Below are 24,836 nucleotides of genomic sequence, written 5' to 3' on the forward strand. Positions count from 1 at the left end.
TTTTTGCCCGTCATCCCCGCGAAGGCGGGGGCCAGGGTTTCATCGCGACATGGCTGTGAAGTCTCTGGATCCCCGCCTTCGCGGGGATGACGGCTTCGGCGATTCGCCGCGAACCCGCAGTCGCGACTTCGACAAGAGGCAGAGGACTACATCGAGTGCGCATCCTGCTCGTCGAAGACAACGCGGACCTCGCCGACGCCATCGTCCGGCGCATGCGTCGCGACGGCCACGCCGTGGACTGGCAGAGCGACGGGCTCAAGGCCGACAGCGTGCTGCGCTACCAGGGCTTCGACCTGATCGTGCTCGACATCGGCCTGCCGCGGCTCGACGGCCTGGGCCTGCTGGCCGGCCTGCGCGAACGCGGCGACGCCACCCCGGTGCTGATGCTGACCGCGCGCGACGGCATCGACGACCGCGTACGCGCGCTCGATTCCGGCGCCGACGACTACCTCAGCAAGCCCTTCGATTTCCGCGAGTTCGAGGCGCGCTGCCGGGTGCTGCTGCGGCGCAACCGCGGCCAGGCCGCCGGCACCGTGCAGCTCGGCGGCTTCGCCTTCGATGCTGGCGCGCACCGCGTCACCCTTGACGGCGAGGCCATCGAACTGCCGAACCGCGAGTTCCGCCTGCTGGAAATCCTGATCGGCAAGCTCGGCCAGGTGGTCAGCAAGGACGAGATCGGCAACGGCCTGTTCGGCTTCGACGACGAGGCCGGGCCGAACGCGATCGAGCTGTACATCGGGCGCCTGCGCAAGAAGCTCGCGAGCGCGCCGCTGCGCATCGTCACCGTGCGCGGCGCCGGCTATCTGATCGAGGCCGGCGCCGCGGCCGAAGGCGGCGCCGATGGCTGAACCCGCGCGCGCGGCGGCCGGGCGCCGCGATTCGATCCGCAAGACCCTGCTGATCTATCTCGGCGCGTTGTCGCTGATCGGCGCCGCGCTGCTGTTTTTGGCCGCGCGCAGCTACGGCCGCGCCGCCGCCGACCGCTCCTACGACCACCTGCTGATCTCCTCGGCGCTGTCGATCGCCGATTCGGTGGCGCTGGTCGACGGCCAGTGGCAGGTCGACCTGCCGTACGCCGCGCTCGACCTGCTGGCGATGGCGCCGGAGGACCGGGTGTTCTACCGCGTCTCCAGCCGCGGCGCCGGCGCCGGCGACGGCCCCACCATCACCGGCTACGCCGACCTGCCGGCGCCGCCGAGCCCGCCGCGCGACGGCCAGCCGCGCTTGTTCGATGCGGTCTACCGCGGCGAGAACACCCGCTTCGTCGCGGTCTCGCGCTGGGTCGCCGGGCCCGCCTCGCAGGGTCAGGCCATCGTCCAGGTCGGCCAGACCCGGCGCGCGCGCGAGGCCCTGGCCGACGACATGGTGCTGCGCGCGCTGGTCGCGATCGTGGCGCTGTCGCTGGCGGCGCTGGCGCTGGTGTGGATCGGCGTCTACCGCGCGCTGCGGCCGCTGCAGCGGCTGGAGCGCGAGCTGTCCGAACGCGATCCCTCCGACCTGCGCCCGGTCGCGCGCGAGGTGCCGGCCGAGCTCGACCAGACCGTGGAGTCGCTCAACCGCTTCATGGGCCGGCTGGCGGCCAGCAACGAGACCCTGCGCGCGTTCATGGGCGAGGCCGCGCACCAGATGCGCACGCCGCTGGCCGCGCTGCGCGCGCAGGCGCAGCTGGCGCTGGACGAGGACGACCCGGCCGAGCAGCGCCGCAGCCTGGAGACCATCGAGCGCAACGCCAGCCACATGAGCCGGCTGCTGAACCAGTTGCTCAGCGATGCCAGCGCGATCCACCGCGGCCATCTGCAGCAGTTCGAGACCGTCGACCTGGCCGAATTGCTGCACCAGGCGATCTTCGAGGCGGTGCCGCAGTCCGGCCCGCGCCCGGACCTGCACCTGGCCGCGACCAGCGAACCGCTGCGCGTGCGCGGCGATGCGCTGCTGCTGCGCGAGGCGATCAAGAACCTGATCGACAACGCGCTCAAGCACGGCCGCGCGCCGCTGCAGATCGCCCTGACCGCCGCCGGCGAAGGCGCGGCCGCGGCGGCGACCGGGCCGACGGCGGTGCTGACCATCGCCGACCACGGCCCCGGCATCGCCCCCGCCGACGCCCAGACCGTGTTCGAGCGCTTCGCCCGCGGCCGCGACGCCGCCGCCGGCGGCGCCGGCCTGGGCCTGGCGATCGTCAAGCGCATCGTCGAGAGCCACGGCGGCGCGATCGACCTGAGCAACCGGGTCGGCGGCGGCCTGGTGGTGACCTTGCGGCTGCCGAGGACCCTGGTATGAGACGCGAACCCCGCGCGGCAAGGCGCGAACGACCGCAAGCGCGCGGCGGCGCGGGCGCCTGGCGGTGCCGTTGCATCGGCGCGCTGCTCGCTGCGCTGGCCGGGCTGGTCGCGCTGCCCGCCGCCGCCGAACCCGGCGACGTCAAGGCCTTCCCGAGCCCGCAAACCACCACCGCCCGCCTGCGCATCCACGGCTCGACCGACATCGAGAACTTCGCCGCGGTCATCGCCGATTACCAGAAGCTCAGCCCGGGCACCCAGGTCGAGTATTCGGACCTGGTCGCCCAGGACATCTACACCCGCTACCTGCGCTCGGCCCCGCGCGATCGCGCCGACCTGCTGATCAGCAGCGGCATGGACCTGCAGACCAAGCTGGTCAACGACGGCCACGCCCTGGTCCACCGCTCGCCGGCCACCGCCGGGCTGCCGGCGTGGTCGCAGTGGCGGCACGAGGCCTTCGGCATCAGCTACGAGCCCATCGTCATCGTCTACAACAAACGTTTGTTGGGCCCGGCGCAGGTGCCGCGCACCCGCCGCCAGCTGCTGGCGCTGCTGCGCGACCCGAAGGCGAAACTGGCCGGGCGGGTCGGCACCTACGACGCCGGCCGCAGCAGCGTGGGCTACCTGCTGGCCACCCAGGACCACCAGCTCGGCAGCATGGCCGGGGCGCTGCAGGCCGCGCTCGGCGACAACGCGGTGGTGCTGGAGGAGCGCACCGGGCCGCTGCTGGACCGGGTCGCCCGCGGCCAGCTGGCGTTGGCCTACAACGTGCTGGGCTCCTACGCCCAGGCCCGGATCGACGCCGGCGCCCCGCTCGGCATCGTCCTGCCGGAGGACTACACCCTGGTGCTGCTGCGCACCGCGCTGATCCCGCGCGAGGCCGCCAACGCGGTCGAGGCCGGCCGCTTCCTGGACTACCTGATCTCGCCGCGCGGCCAGGCGGTGCTGGCCCGCCAGGTCGGCCTGCAGCCGATCCGCTCGGCCAGCGGCGCGCCGCTGGCGCCGCAGGCCGGCGACGGCGCGCGGGTGCGCGCGCTGCGGCCGATCCCGCTCGGGCCGGGCCTGCTGGTCTACCTGGACGCGCTCAAGCGCCGGCAATTCCTCGACGCCTGGCGCAGCACCGTGCAGCCGCGCGGCGCCCGGCCCGGGACGCCGCCGCCGTGAACGCGCGCCGTCCATACCCTGGCGTCGGGCCGGCGGGCCGGTTGGGCGAGACGGGCCGGCCGACCGGGCAAAGCCGGCGCCTGACGCGGTCGCCGCAACCCGGTACAACTCCAAAGTACTAATGAACAGGTGCCGGCGGTCGCGCGAAACCGTCCGACGCATCCATTAGACTGCTGATCCAATCCACTTTCGCGCCCCTTGCCACGGCTGCCTTTGCGATGTCCGACAACGATCTGAAAACCGCCGCGCTCGACTACCACCGCCTCAGCCCGCCGGGCAAGATCAAGGTCACCGCGACCAAGCCCATGGTCACCCAGCGCGACCTGGCCCTGGCCTACTCGCCGGGCGTGGCCTACGCCTGCGAGGCCATCGTCGAAGACCCCAACACCGCCAGCGAGCTCACCGCCCGCGGCAATCTGGTGGCGGTCATCAGCAACGGCACCGCCGTGCTCGGCCTGGGCGACATCGGCCCGCTGGCCGGCAAGCCGGTGATGGAAGGCAAGGGCGTGCTGTTCCAGAAGTTCGCCGGCATCGATGTGTTCGACATCGAAATCGACGAGCGCGACCCCGACAAGCTGGTCGACATCATCGCGTCCTTGGAGCCGACCTTCGGCGGCATCAACCTCGAAGACATCAAGGCGCCGGAGTGCTTCATCGTCGAGCGCAAGCTGCGCGAGCGGATGAAGATCCCGGTGTTCCACGACGACCAGCACGGCACCGCGATCATCGTCGGTTCCGCCGTGCTCAACGCGCTGGAGATCGTCGGCAAGGACATCGGCCAGGTCAAGCTGGCCACCAGCGGCGCCGGCGCGGCCGGCATCGCCTGCCTCGACATGCTGGTCGCGCTGGGCCTGAAGCCGGAGAACATCCTCGCGGTCGACCGCGACGGCGTGCTCTACACCGGCCGCGGCAAGATGGATCCGGACAAGGAGCGCTACGCGCGCGACACCGACAAGCGCACCCTGGCCGACATCGTCGCCGGCGCCGACATCTTCCTCGGTCTCTCGGCCGGCGGCGTGCTGAAGCCGGAGATGGTCGCCACGATGGCCGACAAGCCGGTGATCCTGGCCCTGGCCAACCCGTATCCGGAAATCCTGCCGGAAGACGCCAAGGCCGTGCGTCCGGACTGCATCGTCGCCACCGGCCGTTCGGACTATCCGAACCAGGTCAACAACGCGCTGTGCTTCCCGTACATCTTCCGCGGCGCGCTCGACGTCGGCGCGACGGTCATCAACGAGGACATGAAGCTGGCCTGCGTGCGCGCGATCGCGGCGCTGGCGCGGATGGAGTCGTCCGACCTCGGCAGCGCCTACGGCGGCGACGTGCCGACCTTCGGCCCCGAGTACCTGATCCCGCGCCCGTTCGACCCGCGCCTGCTGGTGATGCTGGCCCCGGCCGTGGCCAAGGCGGCGATGGACTCGGGCGTGGCGACGCGTCCGATCGTCGACATGGACGCCTACGAGGAAAAGCTCAGCCAGTACATCTACCGCACCGGCCTGCTGATGAAGCCGGTCTACGACCGCGCCCGCGCCGACCGCAAGCGCGTGGTCTACGCCGAGGGCGAGGAAGAGACCGTGCTGCGCGCGGTGCAGACGGTGATCGACGAGGAACTGGCGTTCCCGATCCTGATCGGCCGCCCCGACGTCATCGACACCCGGATCAAGCGCCTGGGCCTGCGCATGCGCGAGGGCGTGGACTTCGAACTGACCAACATCAACGACGATCCGCGCTTCAACGAGTACTGGCAGCAGTACCACGCGCTGACCGAGCGCCGCGGCGTGACCCCGGCGGCGGCGAAGAACCTGCTGCGTTCGCGGCCGACCCTGATCGCGGCGCTGATGGTCGAGCGCGGCGAAGCCGACGCGATGATCTCGGGCCTCGTCGGCCGCTTCCACAAGAAGCTGGGCTACATGCGCAGCATCTTCGACTTCGATCCGGGCGTGTCCGGCACCTCGGCGATGACCGGCGTGATCAACGACCAGGGCGCGTGGTTCTTCCTCGACACCCACGTGCAGGTCGACCCGACCGCCGAGCAGATCGCCGAGGCCACCCTGCAGGCGACCTACCGCCTGCGCCTGTTCGGCATCGAGCCGAAGGTGGCGCTGCTGTCGCACTCCAACTACGGCAGCCACGACAACCCGTCGGCGGCGAAGATGCGCAAGGTCCGCCAGATCATCCGCCAGCGCATGCCCAAGCTGGAAGTCGACGGCGAGATGCAGGCCGACACCGCCTGGGACGACCTGCTGCGCAAGCGCATCTTCCCCAACGCGACCCTGCACGGTCGTGCCAATCTGTTCGTGCTGCCGAACCTGGACTCGGCCAACATCACCTACAACATGGTGCGGGTGATGACCGACGGCGTGGCCATCGGCCCGATCCTGATGGGCCTGGACAAGCCGGCGCACATCCTGACCCCGGCCTCGACCCCCCGACGAGTGGTCAACATGACCGCCATCGCGGCGGTAGACGCGCAGATCCGCACGGCGCGAGAATCGGGCCGAAAGGGCCTGGCCGAGCTGGGCGGAGCCTGACCGGATGACCGGGCGGGCGAAGGGGGCGCACTGAACGCGGTATTGACCGAACTGCCAGCGGTGACCCCGTTGCCGGTACTGGAATCCGTGGCCGAACCCCGGCCGCGGGTCAGCGTGCTGCTGCTGTGCTTCCGCGACGCGGACTACATCCGCGCCGCGCTCGACAGCGCCTTCGCCCAGACCGTGCCGTGCGAGATCATCGTCTCCAACGACTGCTCCGGCGACGGCACCTTCGAGATCGCGCAGGAAATGGTCGCCGCCTACCGCGGCCCGCACCGCGTGCACGTGCGCAAGACCGAACGCAACCTCGGCGTGTCGGCGCACTTCAACGACGTGATGGCGCTGGCCAGCGGCGAGATCGTGGTGATGATGGCCGGCGACGACATCGCCTACCCCGAGCGGGTGGCGACGATCGTGCGCGCCTTCGACGACCACCCCGGCGCGACCGTGCTGGGCAGCGACTTCGACGCCATCGGCAGCCAGGGCGAGCCGATCCAGGTCAGTTTCCGCCAGCGCCCGCAGCGCTACGATTTCGACTACTACGTGCGCATCGGCCGGCTGATCGGCCTGCTCGGCGCGACCATGGCGTTCCGGCGCGAGGTCTACGACCGCTTCGGCCCGCTGCTGGGCCCGATCGAGGACAACGCGCTGAGCCTGCGCGGCGCCTTGCTCGGCCAATCCTTGAACCTGCGCCAGCCGCTGATCCAGTACCGCCGCCACCCCGGCAGCGTCAGCGGCACCGTGTTCGCCCGCGACGAACCGCGCGCGCTGGCGACCCGCCGCCGCTACGAACGCACCGTGCAGTTCTACCGCGGCACCGCCGACGACCTGGAAGCCTGCCTGCGCAAGATGCCGGAACTGCCGCGCAGCAAGCGCCGCCTGGCCGAACAGGTGCTGGCGATGTACCGCATCGAAGCCGACGCGCGCGAAGCGATCCTGCAGCAACCGCGCTGGCGCTGGCTCGGCCCGGTGCTGCGCGGCCTCGGCCAGCGCGGCCTGCGCCGCAAGAGCGCCGAGCGCGCGCTCAAGCTGCTGCTGCCGCGGTCGTGGTTCGGGTTGCGCTGATTCTCCCAGCGGGCGCGGCTGTCGTGGGAGGGCCTTCAGGCCCGATGCTTTCCTTCCGAGTCGCCACGATCCGCGCCGCCTCCGTGTAGGAGCGACGCGAGTCGCGACCGCGAAACCGCAGATGCGTCGTAAGCGCGATGCCGCGGTCGCGACTCGCGTCGCTCCTACAGGGAGATCGCGAAACCCGCACGAATGCTTGGGACATGACCTGGTATCTGACCTTGTACCCGCCGTCGCACCGCCCCGACCCGATCCCGGCGCGACCGGTTCTGGACTACCTCGCGACCCTGCCGGAACTGCGCCGTGCCGGTCCTGCCGAGTTCGATGCCGCCGATGGCGAGCCGTGGGTTCACGTGGTCGTGATCGAGGCCCGCGCCGACGGCGGTTACGCGCGCGCCACCGGCGCGCCCGCGCCGGAGCGCACCAATCTCGTGGAGTTGGTTTGCGCTTATGACGCATCGATGCAGTGGTACGACCTGTTGGCGCGCCGTATCGCCGCGCACCTCGACTGGGTCGCGGTCGAGGCGGGCGAGGAACGACAACTCTGGCCGCCATCCAGGGGATGACGATGCTTGCGTCGTATCGGTAGTGTCGCGGTCGCGACTCGCGTCGCTCCTACAAGGGCTTCGGATCGATCTGGGCTACCTGTAGGAGCGACGCAAGTCGCGACCGCGCCAATACAACCACGACGCAACTACCCCGCACCCGTCACCGCACCGAATCCACGCGGTAATCCGCATGCGGCCGTTCGAAGAACTGCCGCCCGAGCGCTTCGGCTGCCGCCATCGCCCCGTGCCGGTCTTCGGCGACCGACCCGCGCCGATCGCCCTGCCCATGCACCGCGCCGACGAACTGCGAATGGGTGTAGCGCGCGTACTCCTGCATCTGGTTGACCAGGCTCAGCGCGATGGTCGGATACATCTCCTCCGACGCCGTCAGCAGCGCCACCCGCTTGCCCTGGATGCGCTCGCGCACCCGCTGCGAATCCGGATAGCTGCGCGCCACATAGCAGAACATCCGGTCGAAGAACGCCTTGGCCTGCGACGACATGCCGTACCAGTACACCGGCGAAGCCAGGGCGAAGCCGTCGGCATCGAGGAAACGGTCGAAGAAGAAATCGGCGTAGCCGTCGTCGATGCGGCAGCGTCCGTGCTCGTCGCGGCAGTCGCGGCAATCGCGCAGGAAGGTCTGCATCAGGTCGTCGGCGAAATGCAGCGAGGCGTCGAGCCCGGCCTCCTGCGCCCCGCGCAGGGCGGCTTCGGCGAGGACGGCGCTGTTGCCGTTGCGGCGGGGGCTGGCGACGAGGATCAGCAGGCGGCGGAAACGTTCGGCGGTCATAAGAGGCTGTCGTGTAGAGAGCTGAGATGAATCTATTTCTCGCCTTTGAACGCCGCAAATGACCATAATTGACCCGGCATGAGCCAGATTCAGGTCTGACGCGATGTTCGCCGAGCTTCCCCTGACCGCCCTGCGCAGCTTCGAAGCCGCCGCGCGCCTGTCCAGCTTCAAGGCCGCGGCCGAGGAGCTGCACGTCACCCCGACCGCGATCTCGCACCAGATCCGCCAGCTCGAAAACTGGCTCGGCCGCAGCGTGTTCCAACGCCAGCCGCGCGGCGTCGCCCTCACCGACGACGGCCGCCGGCTGTTCCGCGACGTCCACGGCGCCATGCTCGACATCGCCCAATCCGTCGCCGCGCTACGCCCGCGCCCCGACGCCGGCTGCCTGACGGTGACCACCTCGACCTCGTTCGCCGCGCTGTGGTTGGTGCCGCGGCTGGGCCGCTTCTACGCGCGCCATCCCGACATCGCCGTGCGCATCGACACCAGCGCGCAGGTGGTCGACCTGGAACACAACGCCGGCGTCGACCTGGCGATCCGCTACGGCGGCGCGGCGCCGGCGGGCCTGCACCGGCACGGCGGCCTGCGCGAATTCTTCGGCGTGTACGGCGCGCCGGGGCGGACGCAAGCGGAAGCGGCGAAGTCGCCGCCGACGTTGATCTCGGTGGAGTGGGGCGACTCGCAGTTGTACTGCCGCACCTGGGAGGCGTGGTGCGAACTGGCCGGCGTCGATTGGACCCAGCGCGCGCCGACGGTGCGCGCTTACGACGAAGAGCACTACGCGATGTACGCCGCCGGCGCGGGGCAGGGCTTGGTGCTGGCGAGCTCGGTGGTGGTCGCCGGCAACGTGGCGCGCGGGTTGCTGGAGCCGTACCGGCCGGAGATCGTGGTGCCGGGCGAGACCTACCACGTGCTGTGCGTGCCGGGGCGCGAGCGGCATCCGCCGGTGCGGGCGTTTTTGGGCTGGCTGGATGAGGAGATGGGGGCGTTGGAGCCGGCGTCGTAGCTGCGGATTCGCGGTCGCGACTTGCGTCGCTCCTACAGGGGCGTCGGACCCATCCGGGCTACCTGTAGGAGCGACGCAAGTCGCGACCGCGCCAATTCGCCTACGACGCAAGCCGCTGTTGTGGGAGGGCCTTCAGGCCCGATGCTTTTGTTCCAGATGGCAGCGACCTGAGAGAAAAGCATCGGGCCTGAAGGCCCTCCCACAACAGCAGGCCCGCACCTCAGGTCAACGCCATCTCCTGCGGCAACCACGCCAACGCAAACTCCCGCAATGCCCGCACCCGCGCCGACCTGCGCAGATCCGGATGGATCGCGAACCACAACTCCGTCGGCACCTCCGCCAGCGGCTCCGACACCCGCTTCACCCCGCCCGCAGCATCGGCGAAGTAGCACGGCAACAACGCCTTACCGACCCCCGCCTTGCATGCCGCCAACGCCGCCGGCAGCGAATTCACCCGCATCGCGATCCGCGCCTCGTCGACATTCGTGCGCAGCCACATCGCCGACGACAAGTGCGACAGGTTGTCGTCGAACCCGACCCACACGCCATCGCTCAACCCGTCGCGTTTTCCCACTTTCATGCCGCTGGCCGCATACACCGCCGTCGCGATCGACCCGACCCGCCGCACCGACAACCCATTCGGCATCAACGCGCACGCCCGCAGCGCCACATCGGCTTCGGGTTGCTGCAGGTTCACGAACGCGTTCGACACCAGAAGATCGCAGCCGATCTGCGGATGCGCCGCCGTAAACGCCGCGCACAGTCGCGCCGTCACTTCCGCCAGCGTGTCCGGAATCGTGATCCGCAGCCGCGCCCCGCCGCGCGCGTCGCGCCCGGCCAGCTGACGTTGCAACTGATCGGCATCGTCGAGAATCCGCTGCGCGCCTTCGATGGCCACCGCGCCGGCCTCGGTGGCCGTATAGCCCGTGCGGCTGCGCCGGAACAACGGCGTCCCCGCGCGCGCCTCGATCCCGGCCAGGCGCCGGAACGCGCTGGAATGGTCCAACGCCAGCGCCTTGGCCGCGCCGCTGAGGCTGCCGTGCGCGCCGATCGCGCGCAGCAGTTCGAAGTCTTCCAACGACAGGCGGGCGGTTTGTCGCATGCGCAAGCGATCCTTGGGAGCGCGCCGTATTCCAGGCGCCGGGCCGGACGAGGAGAGTAGCGCCATCCCCTCACGGACCGACATCATGAAGCTCTACTACACCCCGCACACCTGCTCGTTCGCCCCGCACATCGTCGCCCGCGAACTCGGCCTGCCGCTGGAACTGCGCCGCGTGCGCCTGGGCGCCGAGGCCCGCATCCTGGCCGAAGACCGCGACTACCGCGAACTCAGCCCGCTCGGCTACGTCCCGCTGCTGGAACTCGACGACGGCCGCCTGCTGCGCGAAGGCGTGGCGATCCTGCGTTACCTCGGCGACCAGAACCCTGAGGCCGGCCTCAGCGCCCCGCTCGGCAGCTTCGAGCGCGCCGAACAGGACCAGTGGCTGACCTTCGTCAACTCCGAACTGCATAAGACCTTCAGCCCGTGGTTGTTCCACCCCGAATACGGCGAAGCCCCGGTCCGCATCGCCGGCGAGCGCCTGCAGCCGCGCCTGGCCCTGGTCGACCGGCACCTGGACGGCCGCGAATTCCTCGGCGAACGCTTCGGCATCGCCGACGCCTACCTCTACACCGTCGCCGGCTGGGCGCGGCTGCTGAAGCTCGACCTCGCGCCGTATCCGCACCTGGCCGCGTACCTGGCCCGCCTGGACCAGCGCCCCAGCGTGCGCGAAGCGCTGCGCGCCGAGCGCGAGGACGGCCGATCGTGAGCGCCGGCACCGCCTGGATCATGCTGGTCGCCGCGGGTTTGATCGACGTGGCCTGGGCGCTGAGCATGAAGTTGTCCAACGGCTACACCCGGCCCGGCTGGACCGCGGTGTCGCTGATCGCCCTGGCGGCGTTCGTGTGGCTGCTGGGGCGCGCGTTGACTGCGTTGCCGGTGGGTGTGGCGTATGCGGTGTGGACCGGGATCGGCGCGGCGGGGACGGTGTTGATCGGATCGGTGTTGTTCGGCGAATCGTTGACGCCGTTGAAGCTGGGTGGCGTGGGGCTGATCGTCGGTGGGATCGTGTTGTTGCGCAGTGCGCCGGCTTGAGGGGTTTCGGCTGGCGGTGAGTTGCGCCGTGGTTCGGTTGTCGCGGTCGCGACTTGCGTCGCTCCTACAGGGCCTTCGGATCCCTCTGGGCTACCTGTAGGAGCGACGCAAGTCGCGACCGCGCAACCCTCCGCCGGGACCGAAACCTTCCGCTGCGCCCAAACCGCATCCCAATACGGGTACTCCCGCACCCGCTCCACCAGCCCAGCCCGCACGGGATTCATCACCACATATCTAGCCATCGCCACCAACCCCTCGTCCTTCCGCAACGCCCGGTCGTGATAAGCCGACCCCCAAATCGCCCACGGCACCGTCGCCCCCATCGCCGCCCGCACCCGCCGCGAACTCGCGCATTTAAGTTGCCGCACCAACGCCGGCAGCGACTCGCCCGGCCCGAGTTCGACCACGCCGTGCCAGTGGTCCGGCATCAGCACCCAGGCCAGCAGCGTCGATCGCTGCCAGGAGCGCCGGTCCAGCAACGCCGCGATCGCCGCATCGGCCAGCGGCCCGTTCACGAACCAGGCGGCCCTCCCGTCGGTGACGAAAGTGAGCAGATAAATCCGTTGCGCCTCCGAAACCCGGCCGCGGCGTAAGGCCGCATGGCCGCGAATCGGCGCGAGGGCCATCGATTCGTCCATGAATCCAGCGTCGCCGGGCGGGCCGTGACGCCAAATCGGGAAAAGCCGTCGGGCTGGGTCGGATTAAGCCCGGTAGGTATGTAGCGCCGGACGTCGAATCAGCGCGGTCGCGGCTCGCGCCGCTCCTACAAGGAGCCCATGTATGAGCGGCGCGAGCCGCGACCGCGTCAACCCCGCCGCCGGCGTAAGCAACCACACGCCCGCGTATCCACCCAAAACCCACCCAAACCCCCTAGCCAAAACGGACTATCCCACCCCTCCGACCACCTAAAGCAAGCCGCCACGCACCCCCCGTTTGTTAGACTCGACGCTCTAATCCGCCCCCACAAACACGAGGCGCGGCCACGGGGCCGCGAGATCGATGAACCAGCCGCTTGCCAGCTCCCTGCACGACCTGCTGCAGAACGACCCCGACCCGACCGAGACCCAGGAATGGGTCGAATCCGTCCAGGCGGTCATCGCCCGCGACGGCGCCGAACGCGCCCACCAGTTGCTTGAAGGCATGGTCGAGGTGACCCGCCGCGCCGGCGCCCACTTGCCGTTCCAGCCGACCACCGAATACATCAACACCATCCCGCCGCACCTGGAGGCCAAGAGCCCCGGCGACGCCGCGATGGAATGGCGCATCCGCTCGCTGATCCGCTGGAACGCGATGGCGATGGTCGTGCGCGCCAACCGCAAGCCCGGCGACCTCGGCGGCCACATCGCCAGCTTCGCGTCCGCGGCCACGCTTTATGACGTCGGCTTCAACCACTTCTGGCGCGCGCCCTCGGCCGACCACCCGGGCGACCTCATCGGCGTCCAGGGCCACAGCTCGCCGGGCATCTACGCGCGCTCGTTCCTCGAAGGCCGCATTAGCGAATCGCAGATCGACAACTTCCGCATGGAAGTCGACGGCCGCGGCGTCAGCTCGTACCCGCACCCGTGGCTGATGCCGGATTACTGGCAGATCCCGACCGTGTCGATGGGCCTGGGCCCGATCAGCGCGATCTACCAGGCGCGCAACTGGAAATACCTCGAAGGCCGCGGCCTGATGCCGAAGTCCGATCGCAAGGTCTGGGCCTTCCTCGGCGACGGCGAGACCGACGAACCCGAATCGCTCGGCGCGATCTCGGTCGCCGGCCGCGAAGGCCTCGACAACCTCATCTTCGTCGTCAACTGCAACCTGCAGCGCCTCGACGGCCCGGTGCGCGGCAACGGCAAGATCATTCAAGAGCTGGAAGGCCAGTTCCGCGGCGCCGGCTGGAACGTCATCAAGACCATCTGGGGCAGCTACTGGGATCCGCTGCTGGCGCGCGACACCACCGGTCGCTTGCGCCAGTTGATGATGGAAACCGTCGACGGCGAATACCAGAACTGCAAAGCCTTCGGCGGCAAGTACACCCGCGACAACTTCTTCGGCAAGTACCCGGAAACCGCCGCACTGGTCGCCAACCTGTCCGACGAGGACATCTGGCGCCTCAACCGCGGCGGCCACGACCCGCACAAGGTCTACGCCGCGTACCACGAAGCCGTTAACACCAAGGGCATGCCGACCGTAATCCTGGCCAAGACGGTCAAGGGCTACGGCATGGGCGCGTCGGGCGAATCGCTGAACCCGACCCACGGCACCAAGAAGATGGACGACGAAGCCGTCCGCCTGTTCCGCGACCGCTTCAACATCCCGGTCAGCGACGAACAGCTGAAGGACGGCGCCGTGCCGTTCTTCCACCCCGGCGACAAGTCGCCGGAAATCGAATACATGCACGAGCGCCGCAAGGCGCTGGGCGGCTACCTGCCGCAGCGCCGCCGCAAGGCCAGCACCTCGCTCGACGTGCCTGCGCTTGCAACCTACGACCGCCTGCTCAAGAGCACCGGCGAGCGCGAGATCAGCACCACCATGTCGTTCGTGCAGGCGCTGAACATTGCTTTGAGAGACAAGCAGGTCGGCCCGCGTCTGGTGCCCATCGTCGCCGACGAAGCCCGCACCTTCGGCATGGAAGGCCTGTTCCGCCAGCTCGGCATCTACGCCCCGCACGGCCAGAAGTACAAGCCGGTCGACCGCGACCAGCTGATGTACTACCGCGAAGACACCACCGGCCAGGTGCTGGAAGAAGGCATCACCGAAGCCGGCGCATTCGCGTCCTGGCTCGCCGCCGCGACCAGCTACAGCACCAACGACCTGCAGATGCTGCCGCTGTACATCTACTACTCGATGTTCGGCTTCCAGCGCATCGGCGACAGCGCCTGGCAGGCCGCCGACATGCGCGCGCGCGGCTTCCTGCTCGGCGCCACCGCCGGCCGCACCACCTTGAACGGCGAAGGCCTGCAGCACGAAGACGGCCACAGCATGGTCCAGGCCGGCCTGATCCCGAACTGCCGCAGCTACGACCCCACCTTCAGCTACGAAGTGGTGACCCTGTTCCAGCACGGCATGCAGCGCATGCTGACCGAACAGCAGGATGAGTACTGGTACCTCACCCTGATGAACGAAAACTACCCGCACCCCGACATGCCCGAAGGCGCCGCCGACGGCATCATCAAGGGCATGTACCTGCTCAAGGACGCCGGCAAGCCGAAGAAGGGCGAACTGCGCGTACAGCTGATGGGCAGCGGCACGATCCTGCGCGAAGCCATCGCCGCGGCCGAGTTGCTGGACAAGGACTTCGGCGTCACCGCCGACATCTGGTCCTGCCCGAGCTTCAACGAACTCGCGCGCGACGCGACCGATTGCGAGCGCTTCAACCGCTTCAACCCGGAAGCGAAGACCCCGCGCAAGCCGTACATCACCGAGCTGCTGGAAGGGCGTCAGGGCCCGGCGATCGCCGCGACCGACTACATCCGCGTGTATCCGGAGCAGGTGCGCGCTTACGTGCCGATGCGCTACACCGTGCTGGGTACGGATGGGTTCGGGCGGTCGGATACACGCGCGAACCTGCGGCGTCACTTCGAGGTCGATCGGTACTACATCGCCCATGCGGCCATTGCGGCGCTGGCGGCGGAAGGGAAGATGACCGGGAAGGATGTGGCGAGGGCTATCAAGCAGTACAAGATTGATGTGGAGAAGCCGAATCCGTTGGGGGTTTGACTAGCGCATGCATACTGCCGATAGTCGCTGATGTTGAGACGCGACTAGCCTGAAATCGTCAGCTATGCCTAGAGTTAACCCAGGAATCTTGGCGTGGGCGAGGCAGACCGCAGGTCTGCCTCTAGATGACGCTGCGCGCAAGATTGGCTTTAAAGATACAAGGGGCAGAACCGCCCTTGATCGCCTCCATGCATTAGAAGCGGGGCAGGAAGCTCCATCCCGGGCAGTTCTGCTCAAGATGGCTAAACAGTACCGTCGCCCGCTTCTAACCTTTTACCTATCTCAGCCCCCGATGACCGGGGATCGAGGGCAGGACTTCAGAACTCTTCCGGGAGCTATAGATCCTGGCGCTGATGCCTTGGTGGATGCACTTATTCGTGATGTGCGCGCACGCCAACAGATGGTTCGGTCTGCATTGGACGATGATGAGGCGGAATCTCTGAGTTTTATAGGCTCAAAAAGCCTAGATCATGGCGTAGGTGATGTTTCTCGCGACATCACGCGTGTTATTGGATTTGACTTGCCTGAGTTTCGCCGGGCTAGAACTCCTGAGGCGGCATTTGCAATGCTGCGGGACGCGGCAGAGGGCGTCGGGATATTTGTTCTTCTCATTGGAAACCTCGGTAGTCATCACACAGCGTTGGAGCCGGAGATTTTTAGAGGTTTTGCGCTTGCTGACAACGTAGCTCCATTCGTTGTAATAAATGACCAAGATGCAAAGGCGGCTTGGTCGTTTACCTTGCTCCATGAAATAGTTCATTTGTGGATAGGTGAAACTGGCGTCAGTGGCGGTGCCCCAAATGTCGGAGTGGAGCGGTTCTGTAATGACGTTGCCAGCGAAATGCTTCTCCCTGAGCGCGATATAGCTCGCGAGCATTGGGTTGGCGTAGCTCATGATTTCCGCAGGTTAGAAAATGAAATTTCAATATTTGCGCGACCACGGAATCTAAGTTATTCGCTTGTAGCCTATCGGCTGTTTCGCGCCAGAATAATTGATAGGGATATGTGGGAGCGGTGCTGCCGGCATTTTCGCGATCTCTGGCGGCGACAAAGAGCTAGTGCGAGGGAGCAGGCTCGACAGGATGACTCAAGTGGTCCGAGTTATTATGTGGTTCGCCGCCATAAACTTGGCAAGGCTCTGATAAATTTCGTCCGTCAACAGATGAATGATGGCGAACTTTCGCCGACGAAGGCGGCTAAGATCCTTGGCGTTAAAGCACGTAGTGTTGGTCCTCTCATTAGAGCCGATCAAATGGCTCATGAGGGGCGTCAATGACCTACTTAATTGATGCCGGTGTTTTGATAACGGCGAATGCGCTGTATTACCCGATTGATCGAGTCCCAGAGTTCTGGGGCTGGCTTCTCCATCATGCTGAAGCAGGGCGTGTCAAAGTCCCGCTTGAGATATATGAAGAAATAAAAGATGGTCCCACAGAGCATGAGCGTGATCTGCTCTATGACTGGGTGACGGATGAAGATATTAAATGCCACTTAATACTTGACGAAGATGTCGATCCATCGCTCGTATCAAGAGTGGTCATGGATGGCTACGCCCAAGACCTTACCGATAGTGAGATTGAACAAATAGGGCGAGATCCCTTTCTGGTCGCTTATGCAATGCGGGATCTTAGGGGGCGCACTGTAGTGACGACAGAAGTGTCTAAGCCCAGTAAACAACGCCAGAATAAGAAACTCCCAGACGTTTGCACCAGCTTCGGTGTTCGCTGGCTTGACACTTTTGCGTTCGTTAGGGAGTTGAATTTTTCTACCTCTTGGCGTCGCTAGGATTATTCTGCTTTCGAGGGCTGAATTTTAGTGTTATTTCTAGTGTGCCAAGGAGTGAAGGGGTTTTTCCTGTGGTAGAGCTTTTTTTCGGCGGTGTCTATAATAATGGTATATTTCGTACGCAGCTTTTCAAAAAAGCTATATTCTAGCGTGCTATTGCTGCCTGGCTGGAATTTTGCGTATGTAGATAGTGCGCCGAGCATGATGTCTGGGAGTAGCAGTGCTGGTCTCGCACCTTTTTTCTCTACTCTGATTTTTGGCATTTCCACAGGGCGTCGTTCGTTTAGCTCGACAAGGCGTAGATAAGAATCCTTAATGGAGCTGGTTACGCTCTGCTGGCTAATTTTCGACGGATTAGCTTCGATCATAATCTCAACGATCGCGTCGTCTGATCGTCGAAGTATAGGGTCAATTACTAATTTAAGGGCGCGAATGTACGTGTCTTTGTAAGGCTCGTCGGAGAGGTTTTCGAGCACAACAAAGGTGCTGAATAGCCTCGGCATCAAAGTATCTACTATTCTTTCCCGCTGGCTGAGCGTTGATTCGGCCCAATGTAGGCTTGATTTTGCCGTTTGGTAGGCGTCGCTCGTTTCTTTTTCAATCAAGGATGTCAGGCTGGCTTCATCTGCTTGTATTGTGTTCGCGCTTAGTTCTACGCAGCACAACGCCAAGCAAGTTGATCCATCTGGACGCGGAATTTCTGATTCATCAATGAACCAGTAGGCGTCTCGCAGAATATGTAACGGTCGCGGTTCAAAAGATCGCCCAACCTTTTCTGTCTGGCAAATAGACGTCCATGCTGATCTAAGCTTTCTTGTAAGCTGTGACTCAACAGACGTGACGTAGCTAATGGTTCCGTCGAGCCGATTGATGATCCTCTGAGTGGATTCGCTATCGGACTTCTCTACGTGGTTTTTGAGTCCGTATTTTTGAATATAGTAGAGCTCTTGTCGTAGCTTACGTTTTAAGCCGCGTGGTACATGGGGCTGTTTTGGATCGGCAACACTCAGTCCGGTGACATAGTGTTTCTGTCCCCGCTTGGACGCGCGAAATTTCCTCTCGTTTGACCTAAATCCGAACTTGCCAAGAATGCCGTTGATTTCATCGTGCGACGGGAGTGTGTTGTCGCCGGAAAATGTCAGATCGTCCGCATACCTGGTGTAAGTGCAATTTATTCTTTTGGCTAAGTTCGTGAACTCTATATCAATCGGGTTCGCCACTAGGTTGGCTATTGTCGGGCTCGCGTTCAAACCTAGCGGCAATGAGTTATTTATTGTAAGGAACTTGGCTAATAGGCTTGCCGTCTCTTTTTTCATGCCCGTTTTTCTTAGGGCGTGCTCCACATGGCCGATTGATATGGAGGGGAAGAACTCTTTTATATCGGCGCTGACAATGATTTTAGCGCCTTTGTGGCGAGACGCATTTGCGCGCGTAGATCGATATTTTATGTAGCCGTATGCATTTTCATGTATGAACGAAGGCGCGTGGGCATGTATAAATCGATCAATATTCACGGCCGCACTCTTGTGCGCTAGTTTTATCTGTGAAGCTACTGCTTCCCATACATACCGAAAATCTCCCTCGCCTGGAAGAGATATTTGACCCAGTCTAATTGCCCCAATAGGGAGATCTGATGGGAGGTCTGGCAATGCTGGTGGACGCCAACTGCGCTTAACGATCTGATGCTGTCGATACAGAGTTTCCGGATCTGTACAGTCGCATACGTGCAGAAAGATAGGCGTGCTGATTCCGAGCGCTCTGGCCAAAGAGTCAGCGTCGGTAGGGCGTCTCAAGTCTGGAGCGAAGTTTTTCAGGCTCATAGTGGGGCGGGCGATAAACCAGGGAAAAGCAAGTGATGCCGCGATGGCGGATGCGAATCGCACCCTACTCAACAGGTCTATTCGCCCGCCCCGGATTGAGCCTAGCACCTAATTGGCATCCCTAACTAGATATCGCCAATGCGGGAATTTCTCCTCTAGTCTAGACATGTTATTACGTTTAACGTAATTTACGGTTTAAGGGTTTGAAGCCATCCTTCGCGCATGGCCCAGACCGAAGTAGACGCCCGCTCCATCTTTGCGCAGCGGCTGAAAGCAGCCAGGGAAGATGCCGGGCTCACTCAGAAGGAGCTGGGCATGTCTGTGGGTTTGCCGCAAGAAACGGCCGCGGTCCGCATCAACCGCTACGAAAAGGGCGTCCACGACGCCGATCTGGCCACCGCGCGTCGCATCGCGCAGTCGCTGGGCGTCCCGCTCGCCTTCCTCTACGCCGACACCGACGTGCTGGCAGAGGCCATCCTGACCCTGGGCCTGCTGTCCAAGTCCGAGCAGCGCAAGGCCGTGGCCGACCTCAAGGCCCGGCTGGCGCAGGCGGGCGGGGCGGACTACAAGGGCTAAGCGCGTCGTGGCCTTGGGCGCGTCCTTGGGTCGCGCCAACGGACCGGAGGCTCGACCAGGGCACGGTGTCTGCCCGGGCAGTGGGCTCGTCCCTGCGAGCGCTCATGCGTATACCCTGGCGCCTTTCCTATTCGGGTAGCGGCTGCGCCATGAAGCTCACGGGTTACAGCGTCGAAGATCAAGACGCCGAAGACATTCGATTCATCCAACTGGCGGAGATCAGCCTGGCGGCGAGCCCGGCCGAGCTTCGGCGTATGGCCACCTTCTTTAACAACGCGGCCGACACGATGGAGCGCATGGGCGACACCTACGATCACGAACATTTGTCGGATCGACAGCCGGGGTTCGACGACTCGCCGCATTTCGTGGTGTTCAGGACGACCTAGGCCGCCTGCGCCGATCGCGTCCCGCTCGCCTTCCTCTACGCCGACACCGACGTGCTGAGGCCATCCTGGCCCTGGACCTGCTGTCCAAGTCCGAGCAGCGCAAGGCCGTGGCCGACCTCAAGGCCCGGCTGGCGCAGGCGGGCGGGGCGGGCGATTAGGGCCGGCCGCGCGGTTGCCGGGAGGCGATCGTGTTGGCAGCGGCGGTGGTGTCCTTTTCGAGTCGCCGTGTCCGGTTCCCCTATGGAGGCCTTCGGCCCGGTGTCGATGGCTCCGCTGAGCCTGACTGAGGCGTCTCGAGCAGTACAGGCGGAAGCGGTGGGCTCCTCGCGAGTGCAGGGCGAACGCTTCGTCGCAGCGGACTCCCTCTTTTGCGCCGCTTCCGATCGCGTGGGCCGGGTGCGGCTCGTACGCAGCGAGGGCTGCTACCGCCGGGGCGTCTCCGCGATTTCCAGCGCGGTCACGCATACCCGCTTGGCGTCGGTAGACGAGAACCCGACCGACATACCGCTGCCGGTTGCGAAGTAGAGGCCAGAGTTCCGGGACTGATCCAGTCGTGATGGATCGGGATGCGTAACAGCGATGGCCTTCTCGACGGGAAAGCAGGGGGAACTGTCGATTTCCACTAACGCGTGGCGGCCTTCCAGTTGCAGGTAACGAAGGACGATATAGCCGTCACGCAACTTCAGTGGCTTCTGATGCTCGACCTGATCGGTGACCGGCGCTTGATCGCTCATGGGAAACCGAGCCTGAAGCATCCGGGTCACGTGATCGAAGCCGTCGGCGCCTGATTGAAGAGGCTGGGTCAGCATGGATTCGACGGTTAGGTGATCGGACATATCAGTGGACGGCGTCGGACTGGTCGCACATGCAGTCACGCTCAACGCAAACACCGTCAGCGTGAGCGTTGCGCATACGTGCGCACGTGAGCCACATATTTTCACCGTCTACTCCCAAGCGGTAGGCCGTCCTAGCATAGAGCCTTCGGTCGACGGTGAGGAAGGCGATGGAGCGCGACGAAAATTCGTTGCTGGCTAAGGGCGATCGGGAGTGCCTGATCGCGCACGCCAAGTTTCTGGAAATGCCGTTCCGGACGAGGGACTGGATTCTTCATTCCCCTCACGCCAGTCAAGATTTTGCGCGGTTCTTCGAAAAAGGAGGAGCCATCGAATCAAAGGACGGCGTGTCGCTGCCTTACTATCACGCCACCGAGCCGCCTCGGATCGTCGTGAACAAGGGCGCCTATGACGCATTGCACGGTCCCGATGCCGAACGTGCGATCGAGTCGGAACTGGCGATGTTCACCACGCTGGCTCATGAAATCGGACACGACAAGTTCAACCCGGGTACGGTGCCGTTTCGCGGGCAAGGTGAGGAGGCGTACGTCGCCTATCGCGCCAAGCTCGAAGCGAGTGCGGTCTTCAACGCATTTCCGATCTTCACCGAGCTCAAGGGATATGGTGAGTTCCAACCTCGCTGGAATCAGATCGGTTATGGGCAGGGAGGCGGACTGGGAACCGCAGCCATTCACCTGGATTGGTCAAAGGGTGTCCTGACCGATGACCAAGCCATCGCGCGCTTGGCTGCACCGATTCCGAACTTTCCCTATACCCGCAACGAGCCACTGGCCGATCAGAACGGCGATGGGATATTGACCCAGCGTGATGCATACCTGCGCGATTACCGAGCGATGATGCAGCGGTCGCCGAGCCTGGGTGGCACACAAGCCGGTGCGCCGGAGCAGGGCGGGGATCAGGGCCGGACCAGTCCTTCTCAGGCAGGTCATCCGGACCATGGCCTTTACTCGCAGATAGCGGGGCACGTGCGTGAACACGATCGCCAGAACGGTCGTCCATGGGATGAGGTCAGTCAGCGAATGACGGCCAGTCTGCTAGCGCTGGCGAAGGCAGGCGGTTTATCTCAAGTAGATCACGGGGTTTTCAGCGTCAAGAACGACCGCGTAGCCGCGGGAGAGAACGTCTTTGTGGTGCAAGGGCGGCTTGATGATCCTGCGCATCTGCGGGCCCACATGAAGACGGATCAAGCTATCCGAACACCCGAGCAGGCGTCGTTCGAGAAGGTTGAGACGCTCAACGAGCGAATCGCCCAAGAGGCGACCCTGGATCGGCAGGTGGCTCGAACCCAAGACGACGGACCCGGAGGGCCGATTATGGGTGGTCGATAGAAGCGGCGCGCCGTATCGCACAGTCGCTGGGCGTCCCGCTCGCCTTGTCGACCGCATCTTCCGCGCCTAGGCTAACGTCATGGAACAGGGAGTGTCGATTCGTATGAGACGTCCTAAGATTCGCAGCTACGCAATCTGTGCGATTTTCTTGCTGCTATCTACAGGTTGCCTCAGTAAACCGGATGGAAATTCGGTGCAAAAGGAACACGTCGCCGCATTGGAAGCGCGGGACATTCTTCGGCTTCCATTTGAGCAGGGAGCCGTTGGCTATGATCGCGTCGCCCAGGCGCTTCGTTCAGTGGTCCATTTCAAGCTGCTCCGGCAGGAGCCGCCCATCCTGAAAGCCGCGGGACCGATCACGCTCACCGACGGAGTCGTTGTGAGTGACGTAACCGTTGAGGACTATAAGGGGCAACGGAAGTTGAGTTTGGCCTTCGACAGCGACAGGTGCTTCCCGCTCGCGCAAGTCGCGGGGATAACTGATGTGCAAATCGCGAAAGCTCTCCCGCAAGAGCACGACGACGAACACGGCCGCACCTTCACCACGAAGAAGAACGGCATGCTGGTGATAGTTTTTACCGCTGGGCCCGGCTCCGAATGCGTAGGCTCCATTGTCCTGGCACAGTAGGGAGCCTGATCGAGATCCCTCAGTGAGATGCCCGCCGCTCGCCTTCCTCTACGCCGACACCGACGTGCTGGCCGAGGCCATCCTGACCCTGGGCCTGCTGTCCAAGTCCGAGCAGCGCAAGGCCGTGGCCGACCTCAAGGCCCGGCTGGCGCAGGCGGGTGGGGCGGGCGATTAGAGCCCGTCGCGCGTTCGCAGCGATGCGATCGCGCCCCGCGCGTAGACTCCGCCGATTGCCCTGAGACGGAGCCGGCGATGACGCCACTGCACTATCACGCGGGCCCGCCGGTTCGGCTGGGGGACCGCGTCCGCTGGGGCGACGAGGGGCAGGGCACCATCGTGGTCATGATCGCCGAGCAGACCGCGCTGCCCGGTTATGTCGCCGCGGAGTGGGACTATCTGGTCCACGGCTGCATGATCTCGGTCGATGCGGTCGGCCTGTTTCATTACGACGCTGAGGGGCTGCTGCACGACGCCAACCTGGTGTTGCTCGCTCGGGCCTGAGCCGCCGCCTGCGCTGGGTCAGGCCGTCGTCTGCCCGATTCGCTGCCTTTCGTCCTCTGTGACTGCTGCGAGCGGGCTTTAGCCAATGGCGCTAGGGCCGTTCGCGCGGGCTGGCCCCGGACTGGATGAGCGTTGGGGCCGACCCCTAACTCGTGAGCGCACAGCGGCCACCTCGCTGTCGATCTCGCGAGGGGCGGATCAGCGTCCCGTAAAGCCGTCCGAAGACTCGAGCGACCCGAAAAAGCGCTCGCGAGCCCGAAATTTGCTTACGCGAGTCCGGATTTGCTTCACGCGAGTCCGAAATTTGCTCATGCGCGACCTAATTTTCTTCACGCGAGTCCGAAATTTCCTCACGTGAGTCCGGATTTGCTTCGTGCGAGTCCCAAATTTCTCGGCGCGAGTCCTGATTTGCTCGACGCAAGACCAAAATTTGCCCACGCGAGTCCAAAAAAGCTTTGTCGATGGAGCTCTCACGGCTTCCGAAGCAGCTTAGAGGGACATCGATAAAGCTTTTTGCTGCATTGAAGTCACTCCCAGGCTGTTCCGTCTCGCAACAGCTAGAGAAATCAACGCCCGACGCGGATCCTCCCACCCATCAACAGCAGAGGATTCTCCTGTGTGCCTTTATTGGGCATTATTTGTGGATGCGCTACTGGTGGGTCAATCAGAAACAGACGTACGGGCACGAGGTGCCCGGCGGGTACCTGTGGTCGCCGAAACGCAAGAGCAACGGCCACCGCAACCCCTTCTATGAGTACATGCGGGAGGTGGCGCCGGGCGATGTGGTGTTCTCGTTCGCCGACGGTGGGGTGAAGGCCATCGGCCTGATTGCGTCGCACGCGTACGAAGCGCCGAAGCCGCACGAGTTCGGTCAGGTGGGGGCGTACTGGGAGCAGATCGGGTGGCGGGTGGATGTCCGCTTTCATGAACTCCCTGCGGCCCTTCGCCCCAGTAAGCACATGGCGCAGCTGGCGCCGATGTTGCCGCAGCGCTATGCGCCGCTGCAAGCGAACGGCCACGGCTTGCAGAGCATCTACCTCACGCTGCTGCCGGAATCGTTCGCTTTGGCGCTGGCTGATCTGATCGGGCAGCCCGCCCATTCGATCATCCAGGGGCAACGCATTGTCGATGCCCCCAACAAGCCGGTGGGACATGGCTTGATTGAGTGGGAAGAGCATCAGATGGCCGAGATCCAGGCGAGTACCGAGCTTGCCGAGACCACCAAGCAAGCGGTGATCCAAGCGCGTCGTGGCCAGGGGCTGTTCAAGCAGCGCGTCATGGCGATTGAAACCCGATGCCGGCTGACTGGCGTGGATCGGGTAGAGCATCTGCGCGCTAGCCATTGCAAGCCTTGGCGGGACGCGAGTAACGCGGAGCGCTTGGATGGGGAGAATGGGCTGCTACTTACGCCAGATGCCGATCACTTGTTTGATCGAGGCTTCTTGAGTTTTGAAGACAGCGGGGAAGTGCTGATCTCGCCCGTGGCCCATCGTCCGTCGCTGAAGCGGATGGGGCTCGATCCGGATGGGTTTGCTGCCACTTCTGCGTTTAGCAGTGGTCAGCGTGTCTATCTTGAGTACCACCGGGCGAACGTGTTCTTGCAGGCGCGGCTTAGCACCTAAGTGCTTCGATAAGCTTTGTCGATTCCGCACGCGGGCTCTCTGGCGGTGCTCAACTGATGATCTCCCTTTGAGGAACGTTGCGAAGTCAGTTGTCACATTAGGCGAGGCGAGTATCCA

The 24,836-nt window shown here is 64.6% G+C and carries 23 protein-coding genes; 19 read left to right on the plus strand and 4 right to left on the minus strand.

Features of this window, described 5'->3' with window-relative positions:
- The first annotated feature begins 155 nt into the window (after positions 1-155).
- From BLV01_RS18125 to BLV01_RS18150, 6 genes are all read left to right on the plus strand, one after another.
- Positions 156-848: a response regulator transcription factor gene (locus tag BLV01_RS18125; protein ID WP_091803029.1), complete on the plus strand. Its 693-nt coding sequence runs from the start codon at positions 156-158 to the stop codon at positions 846-848.
- Positions 841-2,277, plus strand: a complete 1,437-nt coding sequence (locus BLV01_RS18130; RefSeq protein ID WP_091803032.1) for a sensor histidine kinase — start codon at positions 841-843, stop codon at positions 2,275-2,277. The genes BLV01_RS18125 and BLV01_RS18130 overlap by 8 nt, the downstream gene beginning before the upstream one ends.
- Entirely contained in the window at positions 2,274-3,440 is a 1,167-nt protein-coding gene (locus BLV01_RS18135; RefSeq protein ID WP_091803035.1) for an ABC transporter substrate-binding protein, read from the plus strand. The genes BLV01_RS18130 and BLV01_RS18135 overlap by 4 nt, the downstream gene beginning before the upstream one ends.
- 218 nt (positions 3,441-3,658) lie before the next feature.
- On the plus strand, positions 3,659-5,971 hold the full coding sequence (locus BLV01_RS18140; RefSeq protein WP_091803038.1) for an NADP-dependent malic enzyme: 2,313 nt from the start codon (positions 3,659-3,661) through the stop codon (positions 5,969-5,971).
- A gap of 42 nt (positions 5,972-6,013) precedes the next feature.
- Positions 6,014-7,036: a glycosyltransferase gene (locus tag BLV01_RS18145; protein WP_175486089.1), complete on the plus strand. Its 1,023-nt coding sequence runs from the start codon at positions 6,014-6,016 to the stop codon at positions 7,034-7,036.
- A 203-nt stretch (positions 7,037-7,239) separates the two neighbouring features.
- Positions 7,240-7,602 carry a hypothetical protein gene (locus BLV01_RS18150; protein WP_091803045.1) on the plus strand — a complete coding sequence of 121 codons (363 nt, stop codon included), beginning with the start codon at positions 7,240-7,242 and terminating at the stop codon, positions 7,600-7,602.
- A 142-nt stretch (positions 7,603-7,744) separates the two neighbouring features.
- On the opposite strand, the gene BLV01_RS18155 is transcribed toward BLV01_RS18150, so the two are convergent.
- Positions 7,745-8,374, minus strand: a complete 630-nt coding sequence (locus BLV01_RS18155) for a flavodoxin family protein (protein ID WP_091803048.1) — start codon at positions 8,372-8,374, stop codon at positions 7,745-7,747.
- A gap of 103 nt (positions 8,375-8,477) precedes the next feature.
- Between BLV01_RS18155 and BLV01_RS18160 the strand changes: the two genes are divergently transcribed.
- Positions 8,478-9,380, plus strand: a complete 903-nt coding sequence (locus tag BLV01_RS18160; protein WP_091803053.1) for a LysR substrate-binding domain-containing protein — start codon at positions 8,478-8,480, stop codon at positions 9,378-9,380.
- Positions 9,381-9,600: 220 nt separating this feature from the next.
- Here BLV01_RS18160 and BLV01_RS25635 read toward each other — a convergent pair whose 3' ends face one another.
- Positions 9,601-10,482 (minus strand): LysR family transcriptional regulator, encoded by an 882-nt coding sequence (locus tag BLV01_RS25635; protein ID WP_175486091.1) that lies wholly within the window; start codon positions 10,480-10,482, stop codon positions 9,601-9,603.
- Positions 10,483-10,567: 85 nt separating this feature from the next.
- On the opposite strand from BLV01_RS25635, the gene BLV01_RS18175 reads away from it, so the two are divergent.
- The 5 genes from BLV01_RS18175 to BLV01_RS18200 all read left to right on the plus strand — a co-directional run bounded on the left by BLV01_RS18175 (position 10,568) and on the right by BLV01_RS18200 (position 17,004).
- A complete protein-coding gene (locus BLV01_RS18175; RefSeq protein ID WP_217633538.1) occupies positions 10,568-11,188 on the plus strand; it encodes a glutathione S-transferase C-terminal domain-containing protein in 621 nt (206 codons plus the stop codon).
- Positions 11,185-11,514: a DMT family transporter gene (locus tag BLV01_RS18180; RefSeq protein ID WP_091803064.1), complete on the plus strand. Its 330-nt coding sequence runs from the start codon at positions 11,185-11,187 to the stop codon at positions 11,512-11,514. The genes BLV01_RS18175 and BLV01_RS18180 overlap by 4 nt, the downstream gene beginning before the upstream one ends.
- Before the next feature lie 999 nt (positions 11,515-12,513).
- Positions 12,514-15,219, plus strand: a complete 2,706-nt coding sequence (gene aceE / locus BLV01_RS18190) for a pyruvate dehydrogenase (acetyl-transferring), homodimeric type (protein WP_091803067.1) — start codon at positions 12,514-12,516, stop codon at positions 15,217-15,219.
- A gap of 238 nt (positions 15,220-15,457) precedes the next feature.
- A complete protein-coding gene (locus tag BLV01_RS18195; RefSeq protein ID WP_217633539.1) occupies positions 15,458-16,495 on the plus strand; it encodes an ImmA/IrrE family metallo-endopeptidase in 1,038 nt (345 codons plus the stop codon).
- The gene (locus tag BLV01_RS18200) at positions 16,492-17,004 is read left to right on the plus strand and encodes a DUF4411 family protein (protein WP_091803073.1); all 513 of its coding nucleotides are present in this window, start codon (positions 16,492-16,494) and stop codon (positions 17,002-17,004) included. The genes BLV01_RS18195 and BLV01_RS18200 overlap by 4 nt, the downstream gene beginning before the upstream one ends.
- Before the next feature lie 2 nt (positions 17,005-17,006).
- Here the strand turns inward: BLV01_RS18200 and BLV01_RS18205 are convergent, their stop codons facing one another.
- Complete coding sequence (locus BLV01_RS18205; protein ID WP_175486093.1) at positions 17,007-18,518, minus strand: reverse transcriptase family protein; 1,512 nt, start codon at positions 18,516-18,518, stop codon at positions 17,007-17,009.
- A gap of 528 nt (positions 18,519-19,046) precedes the next feature.
- Between BLV01_RS18205 and BLV01_RS18210 the strand changes: the two genes are divergently transcribed.
- Together BLV01_RS18210 and BLV01_RS18215 are read left to right on the plus strand one after the other, a co-directional pair.
- Positions 19,047-19,400, plus strand: a complete 354-nt coding sequence (locus BLV01_RS18210; protein ID WP_091803076.1) for a helix-turn-helix transcriptional regulator — start codon at positions 19,047-19,049, stop codon at positions 19,398-19,400.
- A 149-nt stretch (positions 19,401-19,549) separates the two neighbouring features.
- Positions 19,550-19,786 carry an Imm32 family immunity protein gene (locus BLV01_RS18215; protein WP_091803079.1) on the plus strand — a complete coding sequence of 79 codons (237 nt, stop codon included), beginning with the start codon at positions 19,550-19,552 and terminating at the stop codon, positions 19,784-19,786.
- A gap of 422 nt (positions 19,787-20,208) precedes the next feature.
- Here the strand turns inward: BLV01_RS18215 and BLV01_RS25640 are convergent, their stop codons facing one another.
- Positions 20,209-20,595 (minus strand): hypothetical protein, encoded by a 387-nt coding sequence (locus BLV01_RS25640; protein WP_139178833.1) that lies wholly within the window; start codon positions 20,593-20,595, stop codon positions 20,209-20,211.
- Positions 20,596-20,789: 194 nt separating this feature from the next.
- Here BLV01_RS25640 and BLV01_RS25645 point away from each other — a divergent pair, with 194 nt between their 5' ends.
- From BLV01_RS25645 to BLV01_RS18245, 5 genes are all read left to right on the plus strand, one after another.
- Positions 20,790-21,968, plus strand: coding sequence for an XVIPCD domain-containing protein (locus BLV01_RS25645; protein WP_139178835.1), 1,179 nt, complete (start codon positions 20,790-20,792; stop codon positions 21,966-21,968).
- Between the two features lie 193 nt (positions 21,969-22,161).
- Entirely contained in the window at positions 22,162-22,596 is a 435-nt protein-coding gene (locus BLV01_RS18230) for a hypothetical protein (protein ID WP_139178837.1), read from the plus strand.
- 22 nt (positions 22,597-22,618) lie between these two features.
- On the plus strand, positions 22,619-22,771 hold the full coding sequence (locus tag BLV01_RS18235; protein WP_175486095.1) for a hypothetical protein: 153 nt from the start codon (positions 22,619-22,621) through the stop codon (positions 22,769-22,771).
- 77 nt (positions 22,772-22,848) lie between these two features.
- Positions 22,849-23,097 (plus strand): hypothetical protein, encoded by a 249-nt coding sequence (locus BLV01_RS18240; RefSeq protein ID WP_091803089.1) that lies wholly within the window; start codon positions 22,849-22,851, stop codon positions 23,095-23,097.
- A gap of 644 nt (positions 23,098-23,741) precedes the next feature.
- A complete protein-coding gene (locus BLV01_RS18245) occupies positions 23,742-24,719 on the plus strand; it encodes an HNH endonuclease (RefSeq protein ID WP_091803092.1) in 978 nt (325 codons plus the stop codon).
- Positions 24,720-24,836: the final 117 nt, after the last annotated feature.

Source organism: Lysobacter sp. yr284, from assembly GCF_900107375.1.
Taxonomy (GTDB): Bacteria; Pseudomonadota; Gammaproteobacteria; order Xanthomonadales; family Xanthomonadaceae; genus Lysobacter.

What these genes read in the sequence shown, in the direction of transcription:
- BLV01_RS18245 (WP_091803092.1), top strand. Translation starts at nt 23,742, where the DNA reads ATGCGCTACTGGTGGGTCAATCAGAAACAGACGTACGGGCACGAGGTG.
- BLV01_RS18215 (WP_091803079.1), top strand. Translation starts at nt 19,550, where the DNA reads ATGAAGCTCACGGGTTACAGCGTCGAAGATCAAGACGCCGAAGACATT.
- BLV01_RS25635 (WP_175486091.1), bottom strand. Translation starts at nt 10,482, where the DNA reads ATGCGACAAACCGCCCGCCTGTCGTTGGAAGACTTCGAACTGCTGCGC.
- BLV01_RS18240 (WP_091803089.1), top strand. Translation starts at nt 22,849, where the DNA reads ATGACGCCACTGCACTATCACGCGGGCCCGCCGGTTCGGCTGGGGGAC.
- BLV01_RS18175 (WP_217633538.1), top strand. Translation starts at nt 10,568, where the DNA reads ATGAAGCTCTACTACACCCCGCACACCTGCTCGTTCGCCCCGCACATC.
- BLV01_RS18140 (WP_091803038.1), top strand. Translation starts at nt 3,659, where the DNA reads ATGTCCGACAACGATCTGAAAACCGCCGCGCTCGACTACCACCGCCTC.
- BLV01_RS25645 (WP_139178835.1), top strand. Translation starts at nt 20,790, where the DNA reads ATGGAGCGCGACGAAAATTCGTTGCTGGCTAAGGGCGATCGGGAGTGC.
- BLV01_RS18155 (WP_091803048.1), bottom strand. Translation starts at nt 8,374, where the DNA reads ATGACCGCCGAACGTTTCCGCCGCCTGCTGATCCTCGTCGCCAGCCCC.
- BLV01_RS18150 (WP_091803045.1), top strand. Translation starts at nt 7,240, where the DNA reads ATGACCTGGTATCTGACCTTGTACCCGCCGTCGCACCGCCCCGACCCG.
- BLV01_RS18200 (WP_091803073.1), top strand. Translation starts at nt 16,492, where the DNA reads ATGACCTACTTAATTGATGCCGGTGTTTTGATAACGGCGAATGCGCTG.
- BLV01_RS18195 (WP_217633539.1), top strand. Translation starts at nt 15,458, where the DNA reads ATGGCTAAACAGTACCGTCGCCCGCTTCTAACCTTTTACCTATCTCAG.
- BLV01_RS25640 (WP_139178833.1), bottom strand. Translation starts at nt 20,595, where the DNA reads ATGCTGACCCAGCCTCTTCAATCAGGCGCCGACGGCTTCGATCACGTG.
- BLV01_RS18210 (WP_091803076.1), top strand. Translation starts at nt 19,047, where the DNA reads ATGGCCCAGACCGAAGTAGACGCCCGCTCCATCTTTGCGCAGCGGCTG.
- BLV01_RS18160 (WP_091803053.1), top strand. Translation starts at nt 8,478, where the DNA reads ATGTTCGCCGAGCTTCCCCTGACCGCCCTGCGCAGCTTCGAAGCCGCC.
- BLV01_RS18130 (WP_091803032.1), top strand. Translation starts at nt 841, where the DNA reads ATGGCTGAACCCGCGCGCGCGGCGGCCGGGCGCCGCGATTCGATCCGC.
- aceE (WP_091803067.1), top strand. Translation starts at nt 12,514, where the DNA reads ATGAACCAGCCGCTTGCCAGCTCCCTGCACGACCTGCTGCAGAACGAC.
- BLV01_RS18135 (WP_091803035.1), top strand. Translation starts at nt 2,274, where the DNA reads ATGAGACGCGAACCCCGCGCGGCAAGGCGCGAACGACCGCAAGCGCGC.